Annotated in this window: 21 protein-coding genes; 4 read left to right on the top strand and 17 right to left on the bottom strand. The window is 53.7% G+C overall.

All coding sequences use genetic code 11. The features are described 5' to 3' along the window. Positions 1–6 precede the first annotated feature (6 nt). The 11 genes from fliP to fliF all read right to left on the bottom strand — a co-directional run bounded on the left by fliP (position 7) and on the right by fliF (position 10,185). Positions 7–747 (bottom strand): flagellar type III secretion system pore protein FliP, encoded by a 741-nt coding sequence (gene fliP / locus NAT49_RS03695; RefSeq protein ID WP_251590393.1) that lies wholly within the window; start codon positions 745–747, stop codon positions 7–9. Next, entirely contained in the window at positions 744–1,220 is a 477-nt protein-coding gene (gene fliO / locus NAT49_RS03690; RefSeq protein ID WP_251590388.1) for a flagellar biosynthetic protein FliO, read from the bottom strand. The genes fliP and fliO overlap by 4 nt, the downstream gene beginning before the upstream one ends. Next, on the bottom strand, positions 1,220–1,786 hold the full coding sequence (gene fliN / locus NAT49_RS03685) for a flagellar motor switch protein FliN (protein ID WP_251590387.1): 567 nt from the start codon (positions 1,784–1,786) through the stop codon (positions 1,220–1,222). Before fliN ends, fliO begins: the two co-directional genes overlap by 1 nt. Further along, the gene (gene fliM / locus NAT49_RS03680) at positions 1,779–2,789 is read right to left on the bottom strand and encodes a flagellar motor switch protein FliM (protein WP_251590386.1); all 1,011 of its coding nucleotides are present in this window, start codon (positions 2,787–2,789) and stop codon (positions 1,779–1,781) included. The genes fliN and fliM overlap by 8 nt, the downstream gene beginning before the upstream one ends. A gap of 18 nt (positions 2,790–2,807) precedes the next feature. Continuing rightward, positions 2,808–3,308 carry a flagellar basal body-associated protein FliL gene (fliL, locus tag NAT49_RS03675; RefSeq protein ID WP_251590383.1) on the bottom strand — a complete coding sequence of 167 codons (501 nt, stop codon included), beginning with the start codon at positions 3,306–3,308 and terminating at the stop codon, positions 2,808–2,810. Between the two features lie 214 nt (positions 3,309–3,522). Continuing rightward, positions 3,523–4,977: a flagellar hook-length control protein FliK gene (locus NAT49_RS03670; protein WP_251590381.1), complete on the bottom strand. Its 1,455-nt coding sequence runs from the start codon at positions 4,975–4,977 to the stop codon at positions 3,523–3,525. Positions 4,978–4,994: 17 nt separating this feature from the next. Continuing rightward, positions 4,995–5,438, bottom strand: coding sequence for a flagellar export protein FliJ (fliJ, locus tag NAT49_RS03665; protein WP_251590380.1), 444 nt, complete (start codon positions 5,436–5,438; stop codon positions 4,995–4,997). A 21-nt stretch (positions 5,439–5,459) separates the two neighbouring features. Continuing rightward, the gene (gene fliI / locus NAT49_RS03660) at positions 5,460–6,821 is read right to left on the bottom strand and encodes a flagellar protein export ATPase FliI (protein WP_251590379.1); all 1,362 of its coding nucleotides are present in this window, start codon (positions 6,819–6,821) and stop codon (positions 5,460–5,462) included. After that, positions 6,821–7,513, bottom strand: coding sequence for a flagellar assembly protein FliH (locus tag NAT49_RS03655; protein WP_251590375.1), 693 nt, complete (start codon positions 7,511–7,513; stop codon positions 6,821–6,823). The genes fliI and NAT49_RS03655 overlap by 1 nt, the downstream gene beginning before the upstream one ends. Continuing rightward, a complete protein-coding gene (gene fliG, locus NAT49_RS03650; protein WP_251590374.1) occupies positions 7,506–8,513 on the bottom strand; it encodes a flagellar motor switch protein FliG in 1,008 nt (335 codons plus the stop codon). The genes NAT49_RS03655 and fliG overlap by 8 nt, the downstream gene beginning before the upstream one ends. Beyond that, positions 8,503–10,185 carry a flagellar basal-body MS-ring/collar protein FliF gene (fliF, locus tag NAT49_RS03645; RefSeq protein ID WP_251590373.1) on the bottom strand — a complete coding sequence of 561 codons (1,683 nt, stop codon included), beginning with the start codon at positions 10,183–10,185 and terminating at the stop codon, positions 8,503–8,505. The genes fliG and fliF overlap by 11 nt, the downstream gene beginning before the upstream one ends. Before the next feature lie 262 nt (positions 10,186–10,447). Between fliF and fliE the strand changes: the two genes are divergently transcribed. After that, entirely contained in the window at positions 10,448–10,786 is a 339-nt protein-coding gene (fliE, locus tag NAT49_RS03640; RefSeq protein WP_251590372.1) for a flagellar hook-basal body complex protein FliE, read from the top strand. Between the two features lie 49 nt (positions 10,787–10,835). Here the strand turns inward: fliE and NAT49_RS03635 are convergent, their stop codons facing one another. The 5 genes from NAT49_RS03635 to NAT49_RS03615 all read right to left on the bottom strand — a co-directional run bounded on the left by NAT49_RS03635 (position 10,836) and on the right by NAT49_RS03615 (position 17,126). Further along, positions 10,836–11,195 (bottom strand): flagellar protein FlaG, encoded by a 360-nt coding sequence (locus NAT49_RS03635; protein WP_251590367.1) that lies wholly within the window; start codon positions 11,193–11,195, stop codon positions 10,836–10,838. Positions 11,196–11,342: 147 nt separating this feature from the next. Further along, positions 11,343–13,901 carry an O-linked N-acetylglucosamine transferase, SPINDLY family protein gene (locus tag NAT49_RS03630; protein WP_251590366.1) on the bottom strand — a complete coding sequence of 853 codons (2,559 nt, stop codon included), beginning with the start codon at positions 13,899–13,901 and terminating at the stop codon, positions 11,343–11,345. A 163-nt stretch (positions 13,902–14,064) separates the two neighbouring features. Beyond that, positions 14,065–14,931: a flagellin N-terminal helical domain-containing protein gene (locus tag NAT49_RS03625; protein WP_251590364.1), complete on the bottom strand. Its 867-nt coding sequence runs from the start codon at positions 14,929–14,931 to the stop codon at positions 14,065–14,067. A 236-nt stretch (positions 14,932–15,167) separates the two neighbouring features. Beyond that, positions 15,168–16,034, bottom strand: coding sequence for a flagellin N-terminal helical domain-containing protein (locus tag NAT49_RS03620; RefSeq protein ID WP_251590365.1), 867 nt, complete (start codon positions 16,032–16,034; stop codon positions 15,168–15,170). A gap of 225 nt (positions 16,035–16,259) precedes the next feature. Beyond that, positions 16,260–17,126 (bottom strand): flagellin N-terminal helical domain-containing protein, encoded by an 867-nt coding sequence (locus NAT49_RS03615; protein ID WP_251590364.1) that lies wholly within the window; start codon positions 17,124–17,126, stop codon positions 16,260–16,262. 307 nt (positions 17,127–17,433) lie between these two features. Here NAT49_RS03615 and NAT49_RS03610 point away from each other — a divergent pair, with 307 nt between their 5' ends. Next, a complete protein-coding gene (locus NAT49_RS03610; RefSeq protein WP_251590363.1) occupies positions 17,434–18,150 on the top strand; it encodes an RNA polymerase sigma factor FliA in 717 nt (238 codons plus the stop codon). Positions 18,151–18,698: 548 nt separating this feature from the next. Next, positions 18,699–19,529, top strand: coding sequence for a helix-turn-helix domain-containing protein (locus tag NAT49_RS03605; RefSeq protein WP_251590362.1), 831 nt, complete (start codon positions 18,699–18,701; stop codon positions 19,527–19,529). Positions 19,530–19,599: 70 nt separating this feature from the next. Here the strand turns inward: NAT49_RS03605 and NAT49_RS03600 are convergent, their stop codons facing one another. Next, positions 19,600–20,211, bottom strand: a complete 612-nt coding sequence (locus NAT49_RS03600) for a TetR family transcriptional regulator (protein WP_251590360.1) — start codon at positions 20,209–20,211, stop codon at positions 19,600–19,602. A 121-nt stretch (positions 20,212–20,332) separates the two neighbouring features. Here NAT49_RS03600 and NAT49_RS03595 point away from each other — a divergent pair, with 121 nt between their 5' ends. Continuing rightward, positions 20,333–21,616, top strand: a complete 1,284-nt coding sequence (locus NAT49_RS03595; protein ID WP_251590359.1) for an efflux RND transporter periplasmic adaptor subunit — start codon at positions 20,333–20,335, stop codon at positions 21,614–21,616. Positions 21,617–21,625: the final 9 nt, after the last annotated feature.

Genomic DNA, 21,625 nt, shown 5'->3' with positions numbered 1-21,625 from the left:
TATTCCTTATCCGCCGAGATAGAAACTTTGAGCCAGCGAGCCCATCAATAGCTGCCAGCCATCGACCAGAACGAACAGCATCAGTTTGAACGGGAGCGAAATCGTGGCTGGGGGCACCATCATCATACCAAGCGCCATCAGCACGCTGGCCACGACCAGGTCGATGACCAGAAACGGGATGAAGACAGTAAAGCCGATCTGAAACGCGGTCTTGAGCTCGCTGGTCACGAAGGCGGGCATCAATAGACGCATGGGCACATCTTCAGGGCCTTGCCAGTCTGGGGCATCGGCCAGGCGTGCAAACAGGGCAAGATCGGCCTCGCGCGTTTGATTCATCATGAAGGTCCTGATGGGCTGTGCGCCTTGCTCGATGGCCTGCTGAAAGGTCATTTCGTTGTTCGATAGTGGCACATAGGCTTCGTCGTAGATCTGACTGAACACCGGTGACATCACGAAAAAGGTCAGAAACAAGGCCAGACCGACCAGAATTTGATTCGATGGCGCCGACTGCGTACCGAGTGCGGTTCTAAGCAGGCTCAAAACGATGATGATGCGAGTGAATCCAGTCATCATCAAAAGCACGGCGGGCAAAAACGCCAGCGACGTCAGCAGCACCAGCAGCTGAACATTCAGGCCCCACTCCTGGCCGCCATCGGCCATTGGCTGGCTTGTCAGCGCGGGCAGCGCTGCAAAGGCTGAGGGTGATATCAGTCCGAGCGCCAAGAGTTTAAATAAGAAACGCGTCATGAGTTATCCCGTTGAGAGGATGTGCGGGCCATCTTTTTTTTAAGATTGTGGGCCAGAGCTTCCCTGAAGGTCGGAAGCGTCTTTGTTTCATGGTCTTTAGTAGCTACTTCGTCTTCAGGCAGGGGAGGCAGCGTATGCAGGTGCGTGATGCTTTGACTCGTCACGCCCAATACAAGTCGTGCATCCTCGGTTTGAATGACGACAACGCGCTCCCGTTGCCCGACAGCCTGCGAGCCGAGCACCCTGAGCTGCTGATTGGCTCCGGAAAACTGGCGCATCGGTCCCATGCGTTTGACAAGCGCCGCGCAAGCAAAGATCAGAGCAACCACGACCAGAAGGCCAAGCACCATCTTGCCAAGGCTTTCCATGCCGCCAAGGCCTGAGCCGCTCTGAAATACCGGGGCGGCCTGGGCGGTAACATGACTTCCTAGTGTGATTGCGGTCTGAACCGAGCTTTCGCTGAGCGCTGTCATTAACGATTGAGCCTTTGTATACGTTCGGTGGGCGTGACGATGTCGGTAATACGAATACCATATTTATCATCGACGACCACTACCTCGCCCTGGGCGATCAGATAGCCATTGACCAGAATGTCCATCGGTTCGCCCGCAAGGCCATCAAGTTCAACCACCGAACCCTTGGCCAGATCAAGAAGCTGGCGAATGGTCAGGCGCGTGCGCCCCAGCTCGACAGACATGGTGACCGGAATTTCCATGATCACGTCGAGCTCACGCGGCAGCCCGCCGCTCGAGTCGCCGGTATCCAGAGGCTTGAAGATATCCTCGCTGGCACTGGCGTGTGTGGTTTCGGTCGCCTCTGGTGCGGTCGCCGCCTCTTCGGCAAAGGCGTCGCCCCAGATGTCTTCGGCGCTGGCCTCGCTCAGGCTGTCCTCGGCCGCTTCCTGTTCGGCAAACGCATCGCCCCAGATGTCTTCGGCACTGGGCCCTTCGTCCTTGGGAGTATCGCTTGAGGCATTGTCGGTCGACTCGGACTGCGTTTGAGTCTCTTTTGGATCTTCAGGAGTATTTGGATCAGACATTTTTCAAGTCCCGATAAGTTTCTTGAACGACATGGTCGATTACGCGTTTGACACGCAGCCCTTTTTGCCCGTTTGAGGAGCCGTAATCGCATTCGAGGACAGGAACCCCATCGATGCGGGCAATCACGTTTTGAGGAAGTTCAAAGGGAAATACATCCCCCACTTTCATTTTCGAAACCTGGGCCAGATGGGTCTGAATCTCGCCGAAGGTGGCAACCAGATCGACACTCGACTGCTTCACTTCGGCGGCGAGCTTCGAACGTCTGAATGCTTCTTCTTCCTTTTCCATGTTCTGCTGGGTGCCCGAAAGCTCTTCCTTGATCGGCTCGAGCATCGAGTAAGGCATGCAGATGTGGAAGTCACTGCCGAACGAGCCGACTTCCAGGTGAAACGTCGTATTGATGACCAGCTCGTTCGGTGTGTTGACGATGTTGGTGAATTTCACCTGCATTTCAGAGCGTTGATATTCAAGGTCCACCGGGAATATGCTCTGCCAGCCTTCGCCATAGCTTTCAAGCGCCAGGTTCAAAAGGCGCTGGATCAGGCGCTGTTCGGTATGCGTGAACTCACGACCTTCGGATTTGGTTAGAAACCGGCCGTCGCCGCCGAACAGGTTATCGACCACGAGAAAGACCACGTTCGGTGGAAACACGATCAAGGCGTTCCCCCGTAGCGGCTTGATTGCGATCATGTTGATATTGGCCGGAACCGGGAGGTTACGGGTGAAATCGATATAGCGCTGATACTTGACCTGGCCGACCGTGATGTCGGCCGAGCGACGAATCAGGTTGAACAGGGCCATTCGAAACCGCCGGGCAAAACGCTCGTTGATGATGTCTAGCCCGTGCAGCCGGCGTCGAATCATGCGCTGTTGCGTGGCCGGGTCGTATGGGCGAATTTTCTTGCCCGAACTTTCCTCTGCGCTGGACTGCTCTTCTTCATCGCCGCTTACCCCCTTCAAGAGGGCATCGATTTCATCCTGCGACAACATATCGTCTGCCATGGCCCTGATCCTTGTCGGTTACTGAACGATGAAGTCGGTGAACAGGACGTCAGACACGGTAATTGGCTGTCCTGCGCCTTCAAAGGGCTGATCGAATGCCTGGCTTATGGTGTCGGCCAGCTGGCGTTTCCCCTCAAGCGTTGCCAGCTCCTTCGAGTCCTGGCTTGTCAGCACCAGCAGGATGCGATTGCGCACCTCTGGCATGTGCTCGAGCATGTGTGTCTGTGCCTCGGCACTTTCAACACGCAGGGAAATGCCGACATAAAGCATGCGCCCGCTGTTGTCGCCCAGATTGACCGTGAACGGTTTCAACTCGACAAAGACCGGTGTGGGCGGAGGGGGCGGTGGCGCCTGCTCGGTGACTTCCTCACTCGGCGCATCATCTGCCAGAAGGAAGTAGTACGCTCCTGCAGCGGCACCTGCTGTTACGAGCACGCTGAGTAACACGATCAACCAGAGCTTGGATTTTTTATTGGGCGCATCGTCTGATGACGCTGTTTTTACTTTTGCTTTTGCCATGAGATTTTCCATTACTCCGGACTTTTCGATAGCACCGATAGTACCGGTGGCGGAGGCGAATGAAGGTCCAAAAAGACGTGTTACATCAGGTTACCTTTTCGTTTTAGAGTCCTTGCCGAGCTTTCAATCACTTATCCTGAAAAATGGCCTTGTTCCAAATAAAAAAGCCCCCGTTAAACGGGGGCATTGGAGGCAAGCTAATGCGAGCATGCAATCAAGCGAACAGGTCTATCCCCCCAAGGCGTGACGAGGTGGGCGCCCGGGCAAGAATGTCGTCTGCAGTACCGGTGATCGAGCGCGCGTCATCCCTATCCTGTCCGAAGGCGGAGGTCTCCCCTCGACCCTCTTTAGTGCCACTGTCCTGGTTTGATTGGCCAAACGCGAAATGCTGAGGCTGTTGTTGGTCGCTCACGCTTGTCTGACCAAGTTGGATGCCGCTGTCGGCCATGGCTTCTTTAAGGTGAGGCAGTGCAGTCTCAAGTGCAGATCGCACGTGGGCGTTGGCCGAGAAAAAATGGGCCTGTGCACCTTGATCATCCATTTTCAGCGAAATGGACAGTGGGCCCATATCCCGTGGGTTCAGGTGAAGCTCGGCCTGGCCCTGACCCTGAGCGCTCATTCGGATCATGTGTTGACCAAGCGCGCCGTTCCAGTTGTCACTGCCTACCTGTGCGTTCATCACACCGGTATAAAGCCCTGTTGATGTCGGCGCTGGCTGACCCGGCTGCGCCTGACCGGGCACCACTGCGGGTTGAGCGGAGGGGATCGAGGCCGACGTCACTGTATTGCCGGCACCGCCTGTAGTTGCGTCACCGCCGCCAAGGGCCATGGCCTTGAGTGAGAAAGGTGCGTTGTCACCTTTGTGACCATCACGTTGTGTCACGCGACTTGCAACATCATCGAGCGTCTTATCGGAAAATGCGCTTTGCTGCTGCGCCTGGAGTTGTGCTGTCTTGCTCATGCCCTTGCCGTTGTTACCGAATTGAGCGGATTCAGAGCCCGGTTTAGAGGTCTGAGAGGGTAGAGCCTGGGCTGGATTGAATGCGGCGATCAGCCCACTGGCTGCGGGTTCGTCCTCAAACGTATCCCCGGCCGGTTCATCGCCAGGATGTTTTCCACCCAATGAAGGCAGTGTCTTGTCCGAGCCTGTCTTGGTTAGGGCAACGGTCGAGGCTGTTGCGCCACTGAGTGACTCCTTGAGCGCTGCGTTTGCCTCGGAAGCAGTCAAGGGCTCGGACGCCATCCGTGATGTGAGTGACCGCGCTGCCGTTAGGCGTGTCATCCACTGTTCTTGATTTGAGGCAGCCGATGAAAGCTCTTTCGGTGCTTTATCAAACGCCGCCACAATAGGCTGTTCGGTGGCGGGCGCCTGTTCACCGAGCGGTGCTCGTAGGTTATCTGCCTTGTGTGAAAGCGCATCGAATTGTTTCGCATCAGGCGCATCACCCTGCGCCGGATTTTGAGATGCAGGTGCGCTATCGCCGCGCGCCTGAGCACTGGAGGGCGAACCGGTTTTAGTCTGTTCGCTCGACCCGGTACGAGCTCCGGCGGCGGCCTTTAGCGTACCCTCAAACCCCTGTCCCGAGTCGGTCTCGGATCCGGCAGTTGTTCGACCCGAGGGAGAGGGCGCGGCTGTTGAAAGGCCCGGCAGGGAAACGGATGTGCTCATTGATGGGGTCCTTTTGCTTAGCCGAAGCTCGAAACAGCTCGACTGGCGAATTCATCCGACAGACGCTGTTCGTATTTTTTGGCAACGAGTTCGCGTTCTTCGTTTCGTCGCGTTGCCAGTGCGTCGAACGAGTTGAGGCGCTGCTGTTGTTGCTGCCAATGCTTGACGCCCTGGTTGACGCGCTGGTCGCAATTCTTGAGCGCGTTTTCCTGTTGGGCGATGGCCTGGTCGAGCGAGGCGATAAAGCGCTGATAGTTTTGAAGTTCGTTCATGCTCATTCCGCGTTTCATGGCATCATCAAGTTTCTGCCGATACTCATCGCGGTATTGAAGCAGCGTATCGAGCTGCTCCTGAGAGCTCTGTTTGGTCTGGCGAAGTTTGCCCAGATGCTGCGCCGCGCTGTCCCGGTTATTGGTCGCAAGGTCGATCAGCGTATCCAGTGCAGAGGAATGGCTACCCATTACAATCTCCTTTGGCCTTCATCAAAACAGATGATTGAGCTTCATCACCGCTTCACCATACGTCGTGCTTTCCGTCATGCGCTGTTGCAGAAACTCTTCGAGTTTCGGGTAAAGCTGTATGGCTCTATCAAGCAATGGGTCGCTGCCGTGCGCGTAAGCGCCCACACTGATCAAATCCCGATTGCGCTGATAGCGTGACATCATCTGTTTAAAGTACTTGATGCGTTCAAAGTGTGTTTCATCGATAAGGGCCGTCATTGCGCGACTTATCGATGCTTCGATGTCAATGGCTGGATAATGGCCGGCTTCGGCAAGCTTGCGCGACAGCACGATATGGCCATCGAGAATGGCGCGCGCCGCATCGGCGATGGGGTCCTGCTGATCGTCGCCTTCAGTCAGTACGGTATAGAAGGCGGTAATCGATCCCTTGTCCGGTGCATCGTTGCCGGCACGTTCAACCAGTGCCGGAAGCTTTGCAAAGACCGAGGGCGGATAGCCCTTGGTGGCCGGTGGCTCGCCAATGGCAAGCGCAATTTCGCGTTGTGCCATGGCGTAGCGTGTCAGCGAATCCATGATCAATAGAACGTTCAGCCCTTTTTCACGGAAATCCTCGGCCAGCCGTGTCGCGTAGGCTGCGCCCTGCAGACGAAGCAGCGGTGAGTTGTCCGCAGGCGCCGCGACGACCACGGAGCGTTTGATGCCTTCATCGCCCAGAATATTTTCGATGAAATCCTTGACCTCTCGGCCGCGTTCTCCGATCAGCCCGACGACGATGACATCGGCGCGGGTATAGCGCGCCATCATGCCAAGCAACACACTTTTGCCCACGCCTGAACCCGCAAAAAGGCCAAGGCGTTGACCGCGCCCGATGGTCAGCAGCGAGTTGATGCTTCGAACACCTACATCCAGCACTTCCTTTATCGGCTCACGTTCGAGTGGGTTGAGCATCGGGGCCGAAAGCGCTGCATATTCGGCGTCCTTGGGCGCGGGTTTACCATCGAGCGGCCGCCCGCGGGCATCGACGATGCGGCCAAGTAGCGCCTTGCCCACTGGAAAGCGTTTGCCCTTGGCGTGGTTACTGACCTTGGGCGCCCAGACGCGCGCGCCGGGTACGAGTCCGGAGGTTTCGACGTAGGGCATCAGGTAGAGCTTGTCGCCGGTAAAGCCCACGACTTCGGCTTCCGTAGTGCGTCCTTCGTCCTCAAGCTCAATCAGGCAGCTGCTTTCGAGCGGCAATTTAAGGCCGGTGGCTTCAAGCACCAATCCGGTGGCCCGCGTCAGGCGCCCAAACTGCTGGGTCGGTGCGATGTTCGATGCGGCCTTGCGAGCGTCTTCGAGCGTTCGCTGCCAGTGACTTGTAAACAGGGCGGTTTCTACACTCATCAGTGTTCACCATGGCCGACGGCCTGAAGAAGTCGCTCCCAGCGTCCGGCCCGGGTGGCGTCGATTTCCCGGGTGTCGGTTTCGATCCGACAGTCACCGCGCTGGATATCGTGATCGGAAAGTAGCTGCCAGCCGGCCTGTTTCAATACGTCACCCAGTTCGGATTGCACCAGTTCCAGATCATCCGGATGGATGAACAGGCGAGGACGCCCGGTAAGGGTGGGTTCACTGGCAAGCAAAGACTCGATGTCATCGAGAATATGCTCGGGATTGAGCTCAAGTGACCGGTTGGCAAGCCGCCGACCGGCTTCGAGCGCAAGCTCGGCAAGCTGCCGGCTGACGTCCTGATTGAGGCTTGCCATGCTTTCCGAGAACTGTTCGGCCAGTACCGCGATGGGCGAAATGGTATTTTCGAGTCGTACGCCAAGCATTTCTTCGTATTCGGCGTGAGCTTTCAGCTCACCTTCCTCGCGGCCCTTGTTGAAGCCGTCCTCAAACCCTTTTTTGAGACCCGCTTCATAGCCTTCTTTCTTCGCCTGCTCGAAGATGGCCTGGCGCTTGGCATCCTCCCGGCGACGCTGTTGCTGCTGGGCATCTGGCTTCGGTGGCTTGGCCGTCTGGGTGGGGTGTTGCCGTCGGCGTTCGAGCGACCCCATTTCCCAGCGCTGCCAGTCATTTGAAGAATCAGACATACGCTTCGTCTCCGCCGGAGATCTGGATCTCTCCGGAATCGGCCAGTTTGCGAATCAGCTGCAGTATGTTTTTCTGCTCGGTCTCGACCACGGACACGCGAAGCGGCCCGCGCATCTGCATGTCTTCACGCAACATTTCTGCCGCACGATTGGACATGTTGGACAGCACCCGGTTGATAAGCTCTTCCGGCGAGCCCTTGAGCGCGACCACCAGCGAGTTGGTGTCGACGTCCTGCAGGATGCGCTGAATGGTGCGATCGTCGAGATCGGCAATGTTTTCGAACACGAACATTTCGTCGATGATCTGCTGCGCCAGCGAATCGCTGTAATTGCGCACGGTATCGATGACGCTCTCTTCCTGAGTCGAATTCATCAGGTTGAGAATCTCGGCCGCCGTTCTTACGCCACCCATCTTGCTGCGTTTGAGGTTCTGGCCATCAAGCAGTCCGCCGAGTACTTCGGTGAGCTCCTGAAGGGCCGCCGGCTGTACGCCGCTGAAGGTCGCGATACGAAGCACGATGTCGTTTCGAAGTGCGTCGTCAAAGAGCGCCAGAATATCGGCGGCCTGGTGGCGCTCGAGGTGAACGATAACGGTCGCGATGATCTGTGGGTGCTCGTCCCGAATCATCTCGGCCACGACCGTCGGCTCCATCAGGTTGAGTGCATCGATGCCCGAACCATGATTGGCCTCGAAGATATCTTCGAGAATGCTTGCGGCGCGGTCTTCCCCGAGTGCCTTGATCAACACTGTCCGGATATGGTCGCCGGAGTTGATATCGACTGCGCTCAGTTGATCCAGCTCACTGTCGAACTGTCTAAGCACTTCAGCAATGCGCTCTTTCGGCACCTGGCGAAGGCCGGCCATGGCGAGCCCTAGCTGCTGAATTTCCTTGGGCGACATGTATTTGAAAACGTCGGCCGCGGTATCTTCATCCAGCGTCATCATCAAAATGGCGCTGCGCTCGAGCCCTTCTTCGTTAAACGGGGAATTATTGGCCATCGTGATGCATCCACCCTTTGATTATGACTGCGACCAGTTTCGGATCCTGTTTGGCGACCGTGCGTGTGTTTTCGAGCTTGCGTTTGTACTCTTCGCGTTTCTGGTTGCGTTTCTGTTCTTCCTGCTTGAGGCGTTTGTTTTCCATTTCCTGGTCGATGTCGTCTTCTTCGTCATCGTCGCCGACCATGACAGAGATGCCATCTTCGTCGCGCTCCTGACGCGGCATGTAGCGTCCGGCGTACGGCTTGACCAGTTTCTTCCAGAGGAAGAGGGCGATAAGTGCGATCAGCAGGTACTTGCCAATGGTCATCGCCAGCGCGATCAGCTCGGAATTCTGCCACCAGGGCGGCGTCGGCATCCGTTCGGGCTCGGTGAACTGCGAGTTGACGACTTCGAGCGAATCGCCCCGAGCATCACTAAAGCCCATGGCTTCACGAACCAGGCGATTGATGCGCTGCATTTCCTCATCGCTCAGCGCCGCCTGGGTAACGTTACCTTCCTCGTCGACCTGCGGACGGAAGTTGACAACGACCGCGACGGATAAACGTTCGACCTGGCCGGTGTCTTCTTTCACATGACGGATCGTGCGATCGACTTCGTAATTGACCGTAGTGTTTCGCTGGCTCGACTGGGGTGCCGTGACTTGTTGCTCGCCGTCTTCACCTTCTTGTTGAGCATTGATCGGAGACGCTGCAACGCCCGGTGGCTGATTGCTCAGCGCGCCCGGCACACCGCCGACCGTACCTTCTCCAACCTGCTTGGCTTCACTGGTCTGCTGGCTACGAACCGCTGCCTCGTTCGGAGGCTGGTTGGGGCCGTATTTTTCCTGAGTGTGTTCACCCACCGAGAAGTCGACATCGGCCGTTACCATGGCCTTGACGTTATTCTTGCCAACCAGTGGCGCAATGATCGATTCGATTCGGCTTCGGATCTTGTCTTCGATTTTGGTGGTGTATTTAAGCTGGGTGTCATTCATTTCACCCAGGCCATCGCTTGCAGAGTTGGATAAAAGGTTGCCGCTTTCATCCACCACGGTGACCTGGCTTGCAGGCATGTCGGTCACACTGCTTGAGACCAGATGGGTAATCGCATTGACCTGGCCGGCATCAAGCACGCGGCCGGCATAAAGTGACACCACGATTGAGGCGCGTGGTGATTTCTTGTCTCGAACAAAGACGGTCGGTTTTGGAATGGCGAGGTGGACTCGGGCGGTGCGAACACTCCCAAGCGATTCGATGGAGCGGGCCAGTTCGCCTTCGAGTGAGCGCTGGTAGTTTACGTGTTCAGCAAACTGGCTGACGCCGAACGACTGATTGTCCATCAGCTCAAAGCCTACATTGCCGCCGCGTGGCAGCCCCTGACCCGCCAGATTCAGACGCGTTTGGGCGACCTGGTCTACCGGTACGGAGATCGTCTCACCGCTGGGTGAAAGCTTGTAAGGGACCTGCATTTGCTCGAGCTGCGTTACGATCTCGCCGCCATCCCGGCCGCTGAGGTTCGAAAACAGAACGCGGTAGTCGGGGCTTCGTGCCCAGAGCAGGAGCGTAACGACAATGGCAAGTGCCGCCGCGGCCACAATGATCGCCGGGATCTTCGGGTTTGCCTTGATCTGCTCAATCAACGACGGTTTTTTATCCCCACCCATCGTCGTTGAAGTCGCTTCATTGGTCATAGGTGCGCCTCGTTACGCCTGAATCATGCTGTGCGGTGTTATGCCCGAAATGGTTGTTATGCCCTAAATACATGCCGACGTTGTATCAACGATGCGCTTTTGCTCGTTGCGGCTTGGGTCGAGGGTATTATTGCTAAAGGCGGGCGAGGCTATGGACTGAAAAGGTGTGTTTTTGATCGTTAATTATTGTAATCGGGGCGGGCGCCCAATTGGTAAGCTTGTTCCAGATCGATACATAACGACTTAATCTTTGGGAGGGCTCATGGCGATCGAGTCTGCAGGTAGCTTACAGTCTGTGGTTCAGCAGTTGCAATCGACTGCAACTCAGGCGCAGGGAACATCGTTTGGACTCAACAATGATCAAGGCAGTGATAACAACGTAAGTTTTGCCGGTATGCTGAAATCATCGATCGATCGCATCGATGGCATGAAACAAGCCGCCAACGCCAAGGCAGAAGCGTTCGAGCGAGGCGATCCGGGCATTGGCATTAACGATGTCATGATTGATATGCAAAAATCGAGTGTGTCCTTTGAAATGGGCGTTCAGGTTCGAAACCGATTGATGAGTGCCTACAAAGAGATCATGAGCATGCAGGTGTGATGCCGCCCACTTGCGCTATAAAGCCCACCTCCTGGTGGGCTTTTTTTATTCATGCTTCTGTCTGAATCAGCTGAAGCGAGCCTTCCTTCATGCGCTGAATGATATTGACCATTTCCTCAGAGGGGATTTGACGAATAACCTCGCCGTTCGATTTATCGACCAACTGCACCACCATACGATCGATATCATCATTCAGCGTGAATTGAACCCCATAACCTCCAAGCAGGCCGTTGAGTGTTTCAACGTCATCGGGGGCAATATCCACCTGATCAGTGTCTTGTTTGTTTTCCTGAAAAGAGCTTGTACTGGATGGCCACGATCTGGCCGATGCCTGGGACGTATCATGAGGCATGATGGGTGAAGTTAGCGAGAGGGCATTAGAAGCCGGCGGAATCGAAGATGACGTCATGTTGGGCACCACGTTTCGTTAATAGGAAAAACGTACGGGTGAAGAGGTTTGTCGCTTTTCTTTTTGGTAACGGCTGAGACTCAAGAAACTTTAAGAAAGGCAGATCGATTACCGTCTGCCTTTTCGTTATTTTTAGGGATTTATAAGTTAATCAGCTATATTTTTATATTGTTCATAAAATTCTTCAACCTTAGTTATATCTAACTCTTTTCTTGGTATAAACAGCCCGGCAGTTTCAGAAGTCTTTTCATGTTCGAGGAAAAGTAGGACTGCATGATATTGTGGGCGGTTCCAAAAGTCATGAATCATTATTTTAGACCTTCCATTATTATATTTGTAGCTGTGAATAATTGCTTGGAGAGTGCACGCAACTCTAAATCGGCCATCTACAAGAATAAAATCGAAGCCAAATTTATGCTCATTAATACTTGCGCTATAGAGTTTAAAGCGCTCCTGCTTATTATTGTTTTGAGGATATCCCCATTCTTTGGTTGGACCTATATCGATGTGTCCAATTTTGCAATTATTTCCAAGTTTTTGTTTTAATTCTTCGATCCAGATGATGTCGCTATCAACTCCGAAGACTTTTAAGCCTTTGTTTACTGCAACAACCGTCGATCCTCCTGTTCCATATTCGAAATAGCTATTTGTAACGGCAAGAGTTTCTTCAAAAAGTTGACGTTCGAGTTCACTCATCCTCGGAGAATTAGGGAGCTCAAATTTATTGTCGTCACTGATTGTGATGTCGCCATCACAGGTTGTAAATTGTGGTAATCCGTTATTGTCAAAAGAAAGTTTTTCTGGTTTCAGGCCGGAACAATGTCTTTTCCAAATGGCACGCATAGCTTTAGAGAAATTATTGCCAAAATTTTCCGCATCACACACTGGCGACTGTAAAAGAAATTGCCTCAAACATGCACGAATCAAGCTGAGGTTGGTGATGTCGCTTGCTAATTCAATAACGCGCTGACGATATTCTTCCCAGCTGGAAGTAACCAGTTCGGGCATACCTGCATTGATAAGATGTGTTGCAGAGTGACGTCCGGCAAATGTAGGACCAGGTAAGGTTACTACAGGTACGCCCATCATGAATGCTTCACAGGTGGTCAATCCACCAGAGTAGGGCCAAGTGTCCAGTGCGATATCTACGCGATTATAGGCGTTTAGCAACTCCCTATGTTTGGAAGGACCTTCGATGTCGATCCGATCCGAAGTGATACCAAGATCTGCCATCGCATTATAAATAACCTGAGTATATTCCTTGCTCGAGTATTGAATGCTTTTAAGAAATAATCGGCTATTTGGCATGCTATGCATGATCGTTGCCCATTGCTCCAAAAGCTCTCCATTGATCTTGGATGGGTTATTGAAGCAGCCGAATGTAACGTGACGATTTGTTAGAGCCGGTAGCGAGGTGATTGGAGGCGCATATGTTGGAGGTGTGTAGCAAATATAATCATCAGGCATGCGGATCAATTTTTCAGTATATTGATCATCTGAATCCGCTGGAGTTTCGTAATTGTCGCTAATTAAATAATCTATAGACGGGTGGCCCGTTGTATTAATAAGGCCACCTACCCACTTAACTATGATTGGTGCTGGTTTCAAGGCAAGACAGGTTAGCCTGCTGCCATCACCATAGCCGGATAGGTCGATCAGTATATCGATTTTATCTGAATGTATTTTATCTGCCAGCTGATCAGGTTTTAGCTTGCCTATTAAATTCCAGGTACGACATCTGTTTGCAATTCTCTTTGTAAGAAAGTCGTTGGAGTTATTCGTAGAATATCCATGTAACTCCAGTTCATCCGTTGTTTTTTCAAGGGCGGAAGTTATCATTTGGCCGACAGGGTGCAGTCGAAACCCCGATGATATTAGGCCGATTCGAATCTTTCCTTTATCGTCAAAACGATTTTTATGTGAAAATGGCTTTGCATTTTCACTAAAATGATGGCTCCAATTTTTAATTGTTTTAGTTATATTTTCAGATGTTTCATTTGGATTGTAATGCTTGCCTATGATGTAGTTAAAGTAAGCTGTATGATAATCTGGTTTTTCATTGAGTGCCTTTAAATAAAGCTCTTCGGCCGCTTCTAGCTGCCCTAGGTCTTTATAAAGGTTTGCTGCGTCATTCAAGAGATAGGGGTTGTTTGGATCCGTTTCGAGAAGTTCATTTATAATTCCAATAGACTCCGAGTAATTTCCAAGTTTAACTGCTATATGCGCTTTTAAAACGCGGCATGATTTGTTGCTGTATCCAAGTTCCTCTGCTTTTAAGATATGCTTATGTGCTTTTTCGAAATCACCGCTTTCAGAGAATATTTCGGCTGCACTGAAATACCCCTGTGAAAATTCTGGAGCCAACTCAATTGTTTTAACAATGTATTTTATCGCTTCCTGAGGGTTGCCCAGTTCGTGATATGCGCGTGCCAAAAAGTGACAAGCATGTCCGTCCTTAGGTGCGAGTGAAATGGACCTCTCTGCAGCTACTTTTGCTTTATCTGGATCCCCAGTCTTTAAAAGGCAGCTGCTATAAACTTTCCAGGCAAATCCATCTTTCGGATAGTTCTCTGTAAGGCTTTTTGCGAGCTCGCATGCATCTTGAAATCGGCATGCATCGTAAAGTGCTAAAAATTCTTTTTGGCTTGTGGCGGGAATGTACTGGTCACGTGCCTTTTTTTGTTTTGAGGGGCGCTTGGTCTTCATTCTCATACCTTTTGAAAGTGTAGGGATATAAGAAGTATAAGGACAAGCTTTAGTGAATTAGGGCGAGGAAAGGCACTGGTTACCCGTGCAATTTGGGATTTTGTGCTGGAATGTAGATATAAAAAAGGCCGGCATAAGCCGGCCTTGTGGTGCCAGTGCGTGATTAACGCAGCAGGGAGAGTACACCCTGGGTGGTCTGGTTGGCCTGTGCCAGCACCGAGGTGCCGGCCTGCTGCAGTATCTGGGCCTTGGACATGTTCGAGACTTCGGTCGCGTAATCGGCGTCCTCGATGCGTGAGCGCGCTGAGCTCAGGTTGGTCGAGGTGGTGCTGATGTTGTCGATTGCGGACTCGAAGCGGTTCTGAACGGCACCGAGGTCGCTGCGGTTGTTGTCGACGTCCTTGAGCTGGGCGTCAAGGTCGGCCAGCGCAGTGGAGCTCAGAACGTCAAAGCCTTGGGCTGTGACACCGCGAGTGACACCGTTGACACTAGTAACGTCGTTCCCGCCTGTTGCGGAAAATACGTTGAAGCCAGTGGCCGCGCCGATACTGATGTCGATTTCTTCATCATCATTGGCGCCGACCTGGATACTGAAGGAGGTGGCGGCTGTCTGAGAGAACAGGGCGGTGCCGTTGAAGGTGGTCTGTTCGGTGACGCGGTTGATCTCTTCCAGGCGCTGGTTGACTTCCTTCTGGATGGAGTCGACGTCGCTTGCGGAGTTGGTGCCGTTCTGGGCCTGAACGGTCAGCTCACGGATGCGCTGAAGGTTGTCGTTGACCTGGTCGAGCGAGCCTTCGGCAGTCTGGGCCAGAGAGATGCCGTCGTTGGCGTTGCGTGACGCCTGGTTCAAGCCAGTAATCTGGGAAGACATGCGGTTGGCGATGGCCTGACCGGCGGCGTCGTCCTTGGCGCTGTTGATGCGAAGACCGGAAGAAAGCTTCTCGATCGCGCTGTTCAACTGAGACTGTGACTTGTTCAGGTTTTGTTGAGTCTGAAGAGACAGGGTATTGGTGTTGATGACCATTGCCATGATTTCGATTCCTTAACGCTGTGTTATGGAGATGGCGGTGGTGGCGCCATTTTTATGCGACTGTTCTCGCCGCTGTTTCAGATATCGGCCTTGCACGCGGGCGCTTTAGCGCAAACCGAGGTTAAAAACGGAATCAGGCGCGATTTTTTGGCGGTCTTTATAGCTTGTCTAGAGAGGCGTGGCTTTCAGCCATAAAAAAGGCCGGCATAAGCCGGCCTTGTGATGCCAGTGCATGATTAACGCAGCAGGGAGAGCACGCCCTGGGTGGTCTGGTTGGCCTGTGCCAGTACCGAGGTGCCGGCCTGCTGCAGGATCTGGGCCTTGGACATGTTCGAAACCTCGGTCGCGTAATCGGCGTCCTCGATGCGTGAGCGCGCTGAGCTCAGGTTGGTCGAGGTGGTGCTGATGTTGTCGATCGCGGATTCGAAGCGATTCTGAACGGCACCGAGGTCACTGCGGTTGTTGTCGACGTCCTTGAGCTGGGCGTCAAGGTCGGCCAGCGCAGTGGAGCTCATGACGTCGAAGCCGTTGGCCGAGACACCGCGAGTGACACCGTTGACGCTGGCAACATCGTTCGCGGCCGTGGTGGTATACACGTTGAAGCCGGAGGCGGAACCGATGCTGATGCTGATGTTTTCACCGTCGTTGGCACCGACCTGAATGTTAAAGGAGGTGGTGGCTGTCTGAGAGAACAGGGCGGTGCCGTTGAAGGTGGTCTGGTCGGTGACGCGGTTGATCTCTTCCAGGCGCTGGTTGACTTCCTTCTGGATCGAGTCGACGTCGCTTGCGGAGTTGGTGCCGTTCTGGGCCTGAACGGTCAGCTCACGGATGCGCTGAAGGTTGTCGTTGACCTGGTCGAGCGAGCCTTCAGCAGTCTGGGCCAGTGAAATACCATCGTTGGCGTTGCGCGACGCCTGGTTCAAGCCAGTGATCTGGGAAGACATGCGGTTGGCGATGGCCTGACCGGCGGCGTCGTCCTTGGCGCTGTTGATGCGAAGACCGGAAGAGAGCTTCTCGATCGCGCTGTTCAACTGAGACTGTGACTTGTTCAGGTTTTGCTGAGTCTGAAGAGACAGGGTATTGGTGTTGATGACCATTGCCATGATGTCGATTCCTTAACGCTGTGTTATGGAGATGGCGGTGGTGGCGCCATTCTTGTGCGGCTTTTCTCGCCGCTGTTTCAGATATCGGCCTTGCACGCGGGCGCTTTAGCGCAAACCGAGGTTAAAAACAGAATCAGGCGCGATTTTTTGATGCTTTTTATAGCTTGGCCGGCGGCAGCAATAAAAAAGGCCGGCATAAGCCGGCCTTGTGATGGCAGTGCGTGATTAACGCAGCAGGGAGAGCACGCCCTGGGTGGTCTGGTTGGCCTGGGCCAATACCGAGGTGCCGGCCTGCTGCAGGATCTGGGCCTTGGACATGTTCGAGACTTCGGTCGCGTAATCGGCGTCCTCGATGCGTGAGCGCGCTGAGCTCAGGTTGGTCGAGGTGGTGCTAATGTTGTCGATTGCGGACTCGAAGCGGTTCTGAACGGCACCGAGGTCGCTGCGGTTGTTGTCGACGTCCTTGAGCTGGGCGTCAAGGTCGGCCAGCGCAGTGGAGCTCAGAACGTCAAAGCCTTGGGCTGTGACACCGCGAGTGACACCGTTGACACTAGTAACGTCGTTCCCGCCTGTTGCGGAAAATACGTTGAAGCCAGTGGCCGCGCCGATACTGATGTCGATTTCTTCATCATCATTGGCGCCGACCTGGATACTGAAGGAGGTGGCGGCTGTCTGAGAGAACAGGGCGGTGCCGTTGAAGGTGGTCTGTTCGGTGACGCGGTTGATCTCTTCCAGGCGCTGGTTGACTTCCTTCTGGATGGAGTCGACGTCGCTTGCGGAGTTGGTGCCGTTCTGGGCCTGAACGGTCAGCTCACGGATGCGCTGAAGGTTGTCGTTGACCTGATCAAGCGAGCCTTCGGCAGTCTGGGCCAGCGAGATGCCGTCGTTGGCGTTGCGTGACGCCTGGTTCAAGCCAGTGATCTGGGAAGACATGCGGTTGGCGATGGCCTGACCGGCGGCGTCGTCCTTGGCGCTGTTGATGCGAAGACCGGAAGAGAGCTTCTCGATCGCGCTGTTCAACTGAGACTGTGACTTGTTCAGGTTCTGCTGGGTCTGAAGAGACAGGGTGTTGGTGTTGATAACCATTGCCATGATGTCGATTCCTTAACGCTGTGTTATGGAGATGGCGGTGGTGGCGCCATTTTTATGCGGCTGTTCTCGCCGCTGGTGAAGTTATCGACATGGCTCATGGTTGCTTTAGATCGAACACAATAAAATATTGTATAAAAACGTATCTAGTGTTACGGGGCGTGACCAAAAAGACAATCAAGCCACTTACATTAGGGCTTATTGGCGATTAGGCGGGGCGGTTACGCGCGTAGTATGGCCTGCATGGTGAGCGTGGATGGTGTCATCCGCACTTGAATTTCGGTTGAGCAGGCTTTCAGAGACCCCGACTATGTATACCGCCGAAGGCAAGTTGAATCCGTCGAACCTGGTTGATCAATATATGCCCCTCGTTCGGCGTCAGGCCCTGCAGCTCCAGGTCAGGCTGCCTGCAAGCGTCGAGCTGGATGATCTTATCCAGGCTGGCATGGTCGGGCTGCTCGATGCGTACAATCGTTTCGACTCCGGCCAGGGTGCTACTTTTTCTACCTACGCGTCCCAGCGCATTCGTGGGGCAATGATCGATGAGCTTCGAAGCCGTGACTGGCTGCCACGAAGTGTGCGCCGTACCAGCCGTGATATCGATCGCGCCATTCATAAACTCGAACAGGAAAACGCGCGGCCTGCGACCGAGCGCGAAATTTCCGAGGAACTTGGTATCACCCTTGAGGAGTACCGTAAGGTCCTCAATGACACCAACAACGGGTACTTGCTGCCGTTCGAGGATACAAGTTCCGATGAAAGTGAGGCGTCGCACGTATCTTCTGATGTGGCGTCGATGGCAACCCCACAGGAATCCTTCTTTGCCTTTGCCGATCGCCAGCAGTTGGCATCGGCCATCGATAATTTGCCCGAGCGCGAAAAGCTGTTGCTTGGACTCTATTACCAGGAAGAGCTTAACCTGAAGGAAATCGGTTCCATCCTGGGCGTCAGCGAGTCACGAGTATGTCAGCTTCACAGCCAGGCGGTATCGCGTCTTCGCGCCAGTATGGTAAATGAACCGGCGTAATGTTTATGAAGCCCGTGTACAACGCGGGTTTTGATGACGTTTTTTTCATAAGGAGAAGTAAAAAAGCAATTCTTGTAAATGCGCTTTTTAATACCTTGATTGGTCATTTTGATATAAAAAGTGTGTTGAAGTGATTTTTGGTATTTTTATGTGACTATGTGGTGGTTTGCTTACCTTCCCTACTTTTTTATCTAAAGTGCTGTTTATTAAAGGATTTATTTTTTTGCTTTAAAGTAAGGTATTACTTTTCTAATCCTTTGTTTTTTGGGTATTAGTTATAAGAATAATATCGGCTTAATCTTCTGGTTTTTTGTTCCCGCCCCCAAGCGCCATTTTTATAAGCATCTCTAGATTCATTCTTCCTTTACTTATGCCCCCCCTTTAGGCTTTGCCCAAGCTTGAGGCAGTTAGCCACGAGCCATACAGCGTGCGGGATGCGGCGTGTGGCTGGTGAAAAGAAGACGAAGAACTTCGTGCTGCTGCCCTGAAAGGCCACAGGCCTTCGACAAGCATTCTAAAAAAATATCGTTAAAGGGATGGAACACGATATGAATGGCAAAGAATTCGATGTAGCGGCAACAGAAGTAATCCTTCACGAGCACACCAATGAACTGCTGCCCATGACGGCAGTCGCGAAGCAGGTCGGTCTGTCCACCTCTCATCTGCGTCGCAAGTTCAAGCAGTCGTTTGGAATTACCCCGACCGATTACCATGCAGCGATCCGGCTTGACCGTGCGGCACTGCTGCTTGTGTATACTCGCAAAAGCATCATGGAAGTTGCTTTGGAATGTGGGTATCAGGATCACGCCGCGTTTAGTCGTGTTTTCCGTCGTCACTTCGACATGTCGCCGCGCACTTACCGCGATACGCTTCGTGTGACCATGGGTGCCACCAAGGTTGCCGCCAAGGACGCCCGTCCGGTTCAGGTCGTCGAGAAGGAAGAAGCGTCTTACTTTCTGGTCATGCGTGCCTTCGGTGAAGAGCAGGGCAGTGAGGAGAGCATCCGCCGCCACCTGCTGGATCTGTGCCCGCGTGGCACCAAAGAGTGCATTCTTGAGCCGGTCTGCTTTGTCTATGACGATCCGCGCATCACGCCCGAGCACCGTATTCGCAAGGATATCGGTTACCGCATGGCCAAGCGCGAAACCTGGAATCCGCCGCTGCCGCTTCGCTGGCTTTGCGTTGAACCGGGCCGCGAGATCCAGACGACATTGAACTGCTGGGACGAGTTCGAAAGCGTTTTTCAGCACATGGCGCTGGGTTGGGCATTGACCCACGGTGAGCAAATCAAGGTGGATCACTCGCGCATCCTTTATAATGATGGCAAGCGCGACGCCAACGGTGAGCCAGTCATGACCTTGTCAATTCCGCTCGAATAATGACGTTTTGAATATATGAAAAAGCAGCCGACCGGCTGCTTTTTTTATGTGTGCTATTTGAGCTGGCGCATCAGGCTTTCAGCATCGAGAGCAAGAGGCTGATCATATGGCGGCCCTCGACCTTGATGTCGAATACGGCCGTATCGCGTAACCAATCGTTGACGAGCCCTTGAAGCGATACATGAATCAGCCTCGAGGCGCACGCAGGATCTATACTTTCCTTAATCAGATTGTCACGTTGGGCTTGAGTCAAAAGCTTTACCATGTGCTCATAGCTCTCGTGCACCATGGCATTGTGATTTTTGAGCGGGTCGATGTCCTTGGTGTGCTCGCACCGAAACAGGAGAATGGTATAGGTGCGCATGTATCGCGGCTGAGTGATGCGCTCGAAGGCCAGGTTGATTGCGCGCTCGAGATCGATAAGCGGGTGACCGGAATGCTCGGATTCCTCGAGGTCTTCGATCAACTGCTTAAGGGGCATCTTGACTCGGTCGAGCAAGGCATTGAATAGCGCATTCTTGTTTTCGAAGTGCCAGTAGACGGCGCCCCGAGTCATGCCTGCGTGCTTGGCAATGTGTTCAAGCGATGTGCGCGAAACGCCCTTTTCGTAAAATAGCGTTTCTGCCGAGTCCAAAAGCACCTGACGGGTGGATTCCGCCTCGGATTTTGTTCGTCGCGCCATCGTTTGAGTCCTCTGCCAAGTATCGAGCGCTGATTGTAAAGCAACTACGTCAGTTTACATACATACATGAATGCATCTAAACTGACCAGTGTCCCCATCTTTTTTTACCGGAGTAAGCCCCATGAGCGTTCATGACGTCAGAAATCTGGCCAAAGGCCCACTATGGCTGATGCTTGCGGCCAGCTTACTGATCGGCGGGTGCAGTGACGGCAAGGACGAGCAGGGCCAGCAGGGTGCCCAGCAGAAAACGGCCAAGAAAGCGCAGGTCGAGACCGTTCAACCAGGTGATCTGACGCTTGATCGAGAATACCCCGCCAAGATTCGAAGCGATCTTTCGGCTGATATCGTTGCTCGTGTCAACGGCGTGCTCGAAAAGCAGCTCTATTCGCCCGGGGAGACCGTCGAAAAGGGGCAGACCCTGTTTGTGATCGAGCCGGCGCAGTATCAGGCTGCAGTCGATCAGGCCAAGGCCGACGTCGAGAGTGCCAGGGCGACGCTTGAAAATGAGCGCAGTGATTACCGCCGTTATGAACGCCTTTATAAACAGAACTCGGTCAGTCAGCAGCAGCGCGATGCAGCGCTCAGCAGCTACCGTACGGCGCAGGCCTCGCTCGCACAGGCCAAGGCAGCGCTCGATGACGCTCAGATTGATTTGGGCTATACCACGGTAAAGGCCACGACCAACGGCAAAGTGGCGCTTAATGACGTTAACGTCGGTAATTACGTCACCAGCGGTACGACACTCACGGAAGTGACGCCGCTGAATCCGCTCGAAGTCCGTTTTTCCATTCCGCAGGATGAGGCCTTTTCTCTCCGGCGCCAGCAGGCGCGTGACAATAGCGAGCCGATCAAGGCCCAGCTCGCGTTTCCCTATGCCGATGAAAGCGACAGCACTGATGTCTCACTGGTCGGCAAGGTCGATTTTCTAGGTTCTCGCGTGGACGAGGGCACAAGTACTGTTCAGGCCCGTGCCGTGTTCGATAACCCCGATCAGATGTTTCTTCCGGGGCTGTTCGTGCGGGTTAAGCTCATGAACGTCAAGCATTTCAATGCGTTGGCTGTTCCCCAAAGCGCGGTGACCGAGGGGCTTAAGGGGCCGCAGCTTTATATACTTGATGAGAAAAATGTCATTCAGAGTCGGTTTGTGACGCTTGGGGAGCAGGCTCGCAGCCGGATGATCATCAAGAAAGGGCTCAAGGCCGGTGATCGCGTGGTGGTTTCTTCTATCGGCAGCGTGTCTCCCGGTGACAAGATCGACCCGCAAGCGTTCGACGGTGACCCGTCGGATACGCCGACCGACCCGTCCGGCAAGAACGGCGCGACCACGACCCAGCCTGAAAGCAATACAAGCGTAAGTGGTAAAGATACTTCCAGTGGCGCTTCCGAACACAAAAACAGCCAGTAGACGGGTGCC

Origin of the sequence: Larsenimonas suaedae, from assembly GCF_023712105.1 — a bacterium.
Classification (GTDB): Bacteria; Pseudomonadota; Gammaproteobacteria; order Pseudomonadales; family Halomonadaceae; genus Larsenimonas; species Larsenimonas suaedae.
Note: the sequence above shows the minus strand (reverse complement) of the source record. Positions and strands in the feature narration are given on the sequence as shown.

Bases quoted from the DNA above. Each gene is read 5' to 3' on its own strand.
- fliP (WP_251590393.1), bottom strand. From the start codon at position 747: ATGACGCGTTTCTTATTTAAACTCTTGGCGCTCGGACTGATATCACCC.
- fliO (WP_251590388.1), bottom strand. From the start codon at position 1,220: ATGACAGCGCTCAGCGAAAGCTCGGTTCAGACCGCAATCACACTAGGA.
- fliN (WP_251590387.1), bottom strand. From the start codon at position 1,786: ATGTCTGATCCAAATACTCCTGAAGATCCAAAAGAGACTCAAACGCAG.
- fliM (WP_251590386.1), bottom strand. From the start codon at position 2,789: ATGGCAGACGATATGTTGTCGCAGGATGAAATCGATGCCCTCTTGAAG.
- fliL (WP_251590383.1), bottom strand. From the start codon at position 3,308: ATGGCAAAAGCAAAAGTAAAAACAGCGTCATCAGACGATGCGCCCAAT.
- NAT49_RS03670 (WP_251590381.1), bottom strand. From the start codon at position 4,977: ATGAGCACATCCGTTTCCCTGCCGGGCCTTTCAACAGCCGCGCCCTCT.
- fliJ (WP_251590380.1), bottom strand. From the start codon at position 5,438: ATGGGTAGCCATTCCTCTGCACTGGATACGCTGATCGACCTTGCGACC.
- fliI (WP_251590379.1), bottom strand. From the start codon at position 6,821: ATGAGTGTAGAAACCGCCCTGTTTACAAGTCACTGGCAGCGAACGCTC.
- NAT49_RS03655 (WP_251590375.1), bottom strand. From the start codon at position 7,513: ATGTCTGATTCTTCAAATGACTGGCAGCGCTGGGAAATGGGGTCGCTC.
- fliG (WP_251590374.1), bottom strand. From the start codon at position 8,513: ATGGCCAATAATTCCCCGTTTAACGAAGAAGGGCTCGAGCGCAGCGCC.
- fliF (WP_251590373.1), bottom strand. From the start codon at position 10,185: ATGACCAATGAAGCGACTTCAACGACGATGGGTGGGGATAAAAAACCG.
- fliE (WP_251590372.1), top strand. From the start codon at position 10,448: ATGGCGATCGAGTCTGCAGGTAGCTTACAGTCTGTGGTTCAGCAGTTG.
- NAT49_RS03635 (WP_251590367.1), bottom strand. From the start codon at position 11,195: ATGACGTCATCTTCGATTCCGCCGGCTTCTAATGCCCTCTCGCTAACT.
- NAT49_RS03630 (WP_251590366.1), bottom strand. From the start codon at position 13,901: ATGAAGACCAAGCGCCCCTCAAAACAAAAAAAGGCACGTGACCAGTAC.
- NAT49_RS03625 (WP_251590364.1), bottom strand. From the start codon at position 14,931: ATGGCAATGGTCATCAACACCAATACCCTGTCTCTTCAGACTCAACAA.
- NAT49_RS03620 (WP_251590365.1), bottom strand. From the start codon at position 16,034: ATGGCAATGGTCATCAACACCAATACCCTGTCTCTTCAGACTCAGCAA.
- NAT49_RS03615 (WP_251590364.1), bottom strand. From the start codon at position 17,126: ATGGCAATGGTTATCAACACCAACACCCTGTCTCTTCAGACCCAGCAG.
- NAT49_RS03610 (WP_251590363.1), top strand. From the start codon at position 17,434: ATGTATACCGCCGAAGGCAAGTTGAATCCGTCGAACCTGGTTGATCAA.
- NAT49_RS03605 (WP_251590362.1), top strand. From the start codon at position 18,699: ATGAATGGCAAAGAATTCGATGTAGCGGCAACAGAAGTAATCCTTCAC.
- NAT49_RS03600 (WP_251590360.1), bottom strand. From the start codon at position 20,211: ATGGCGCGACGAACAAAATCCGAGGCGGAATCCACCCGTCAGGTGCTT.
- NAT49_RS03595 (WP_251590359.1), top strand. From the start codon at position 20,333: ATGAGCGTTCATGACGTCAGAAATCTGGCCAAAGGCCCACTATGGCTG.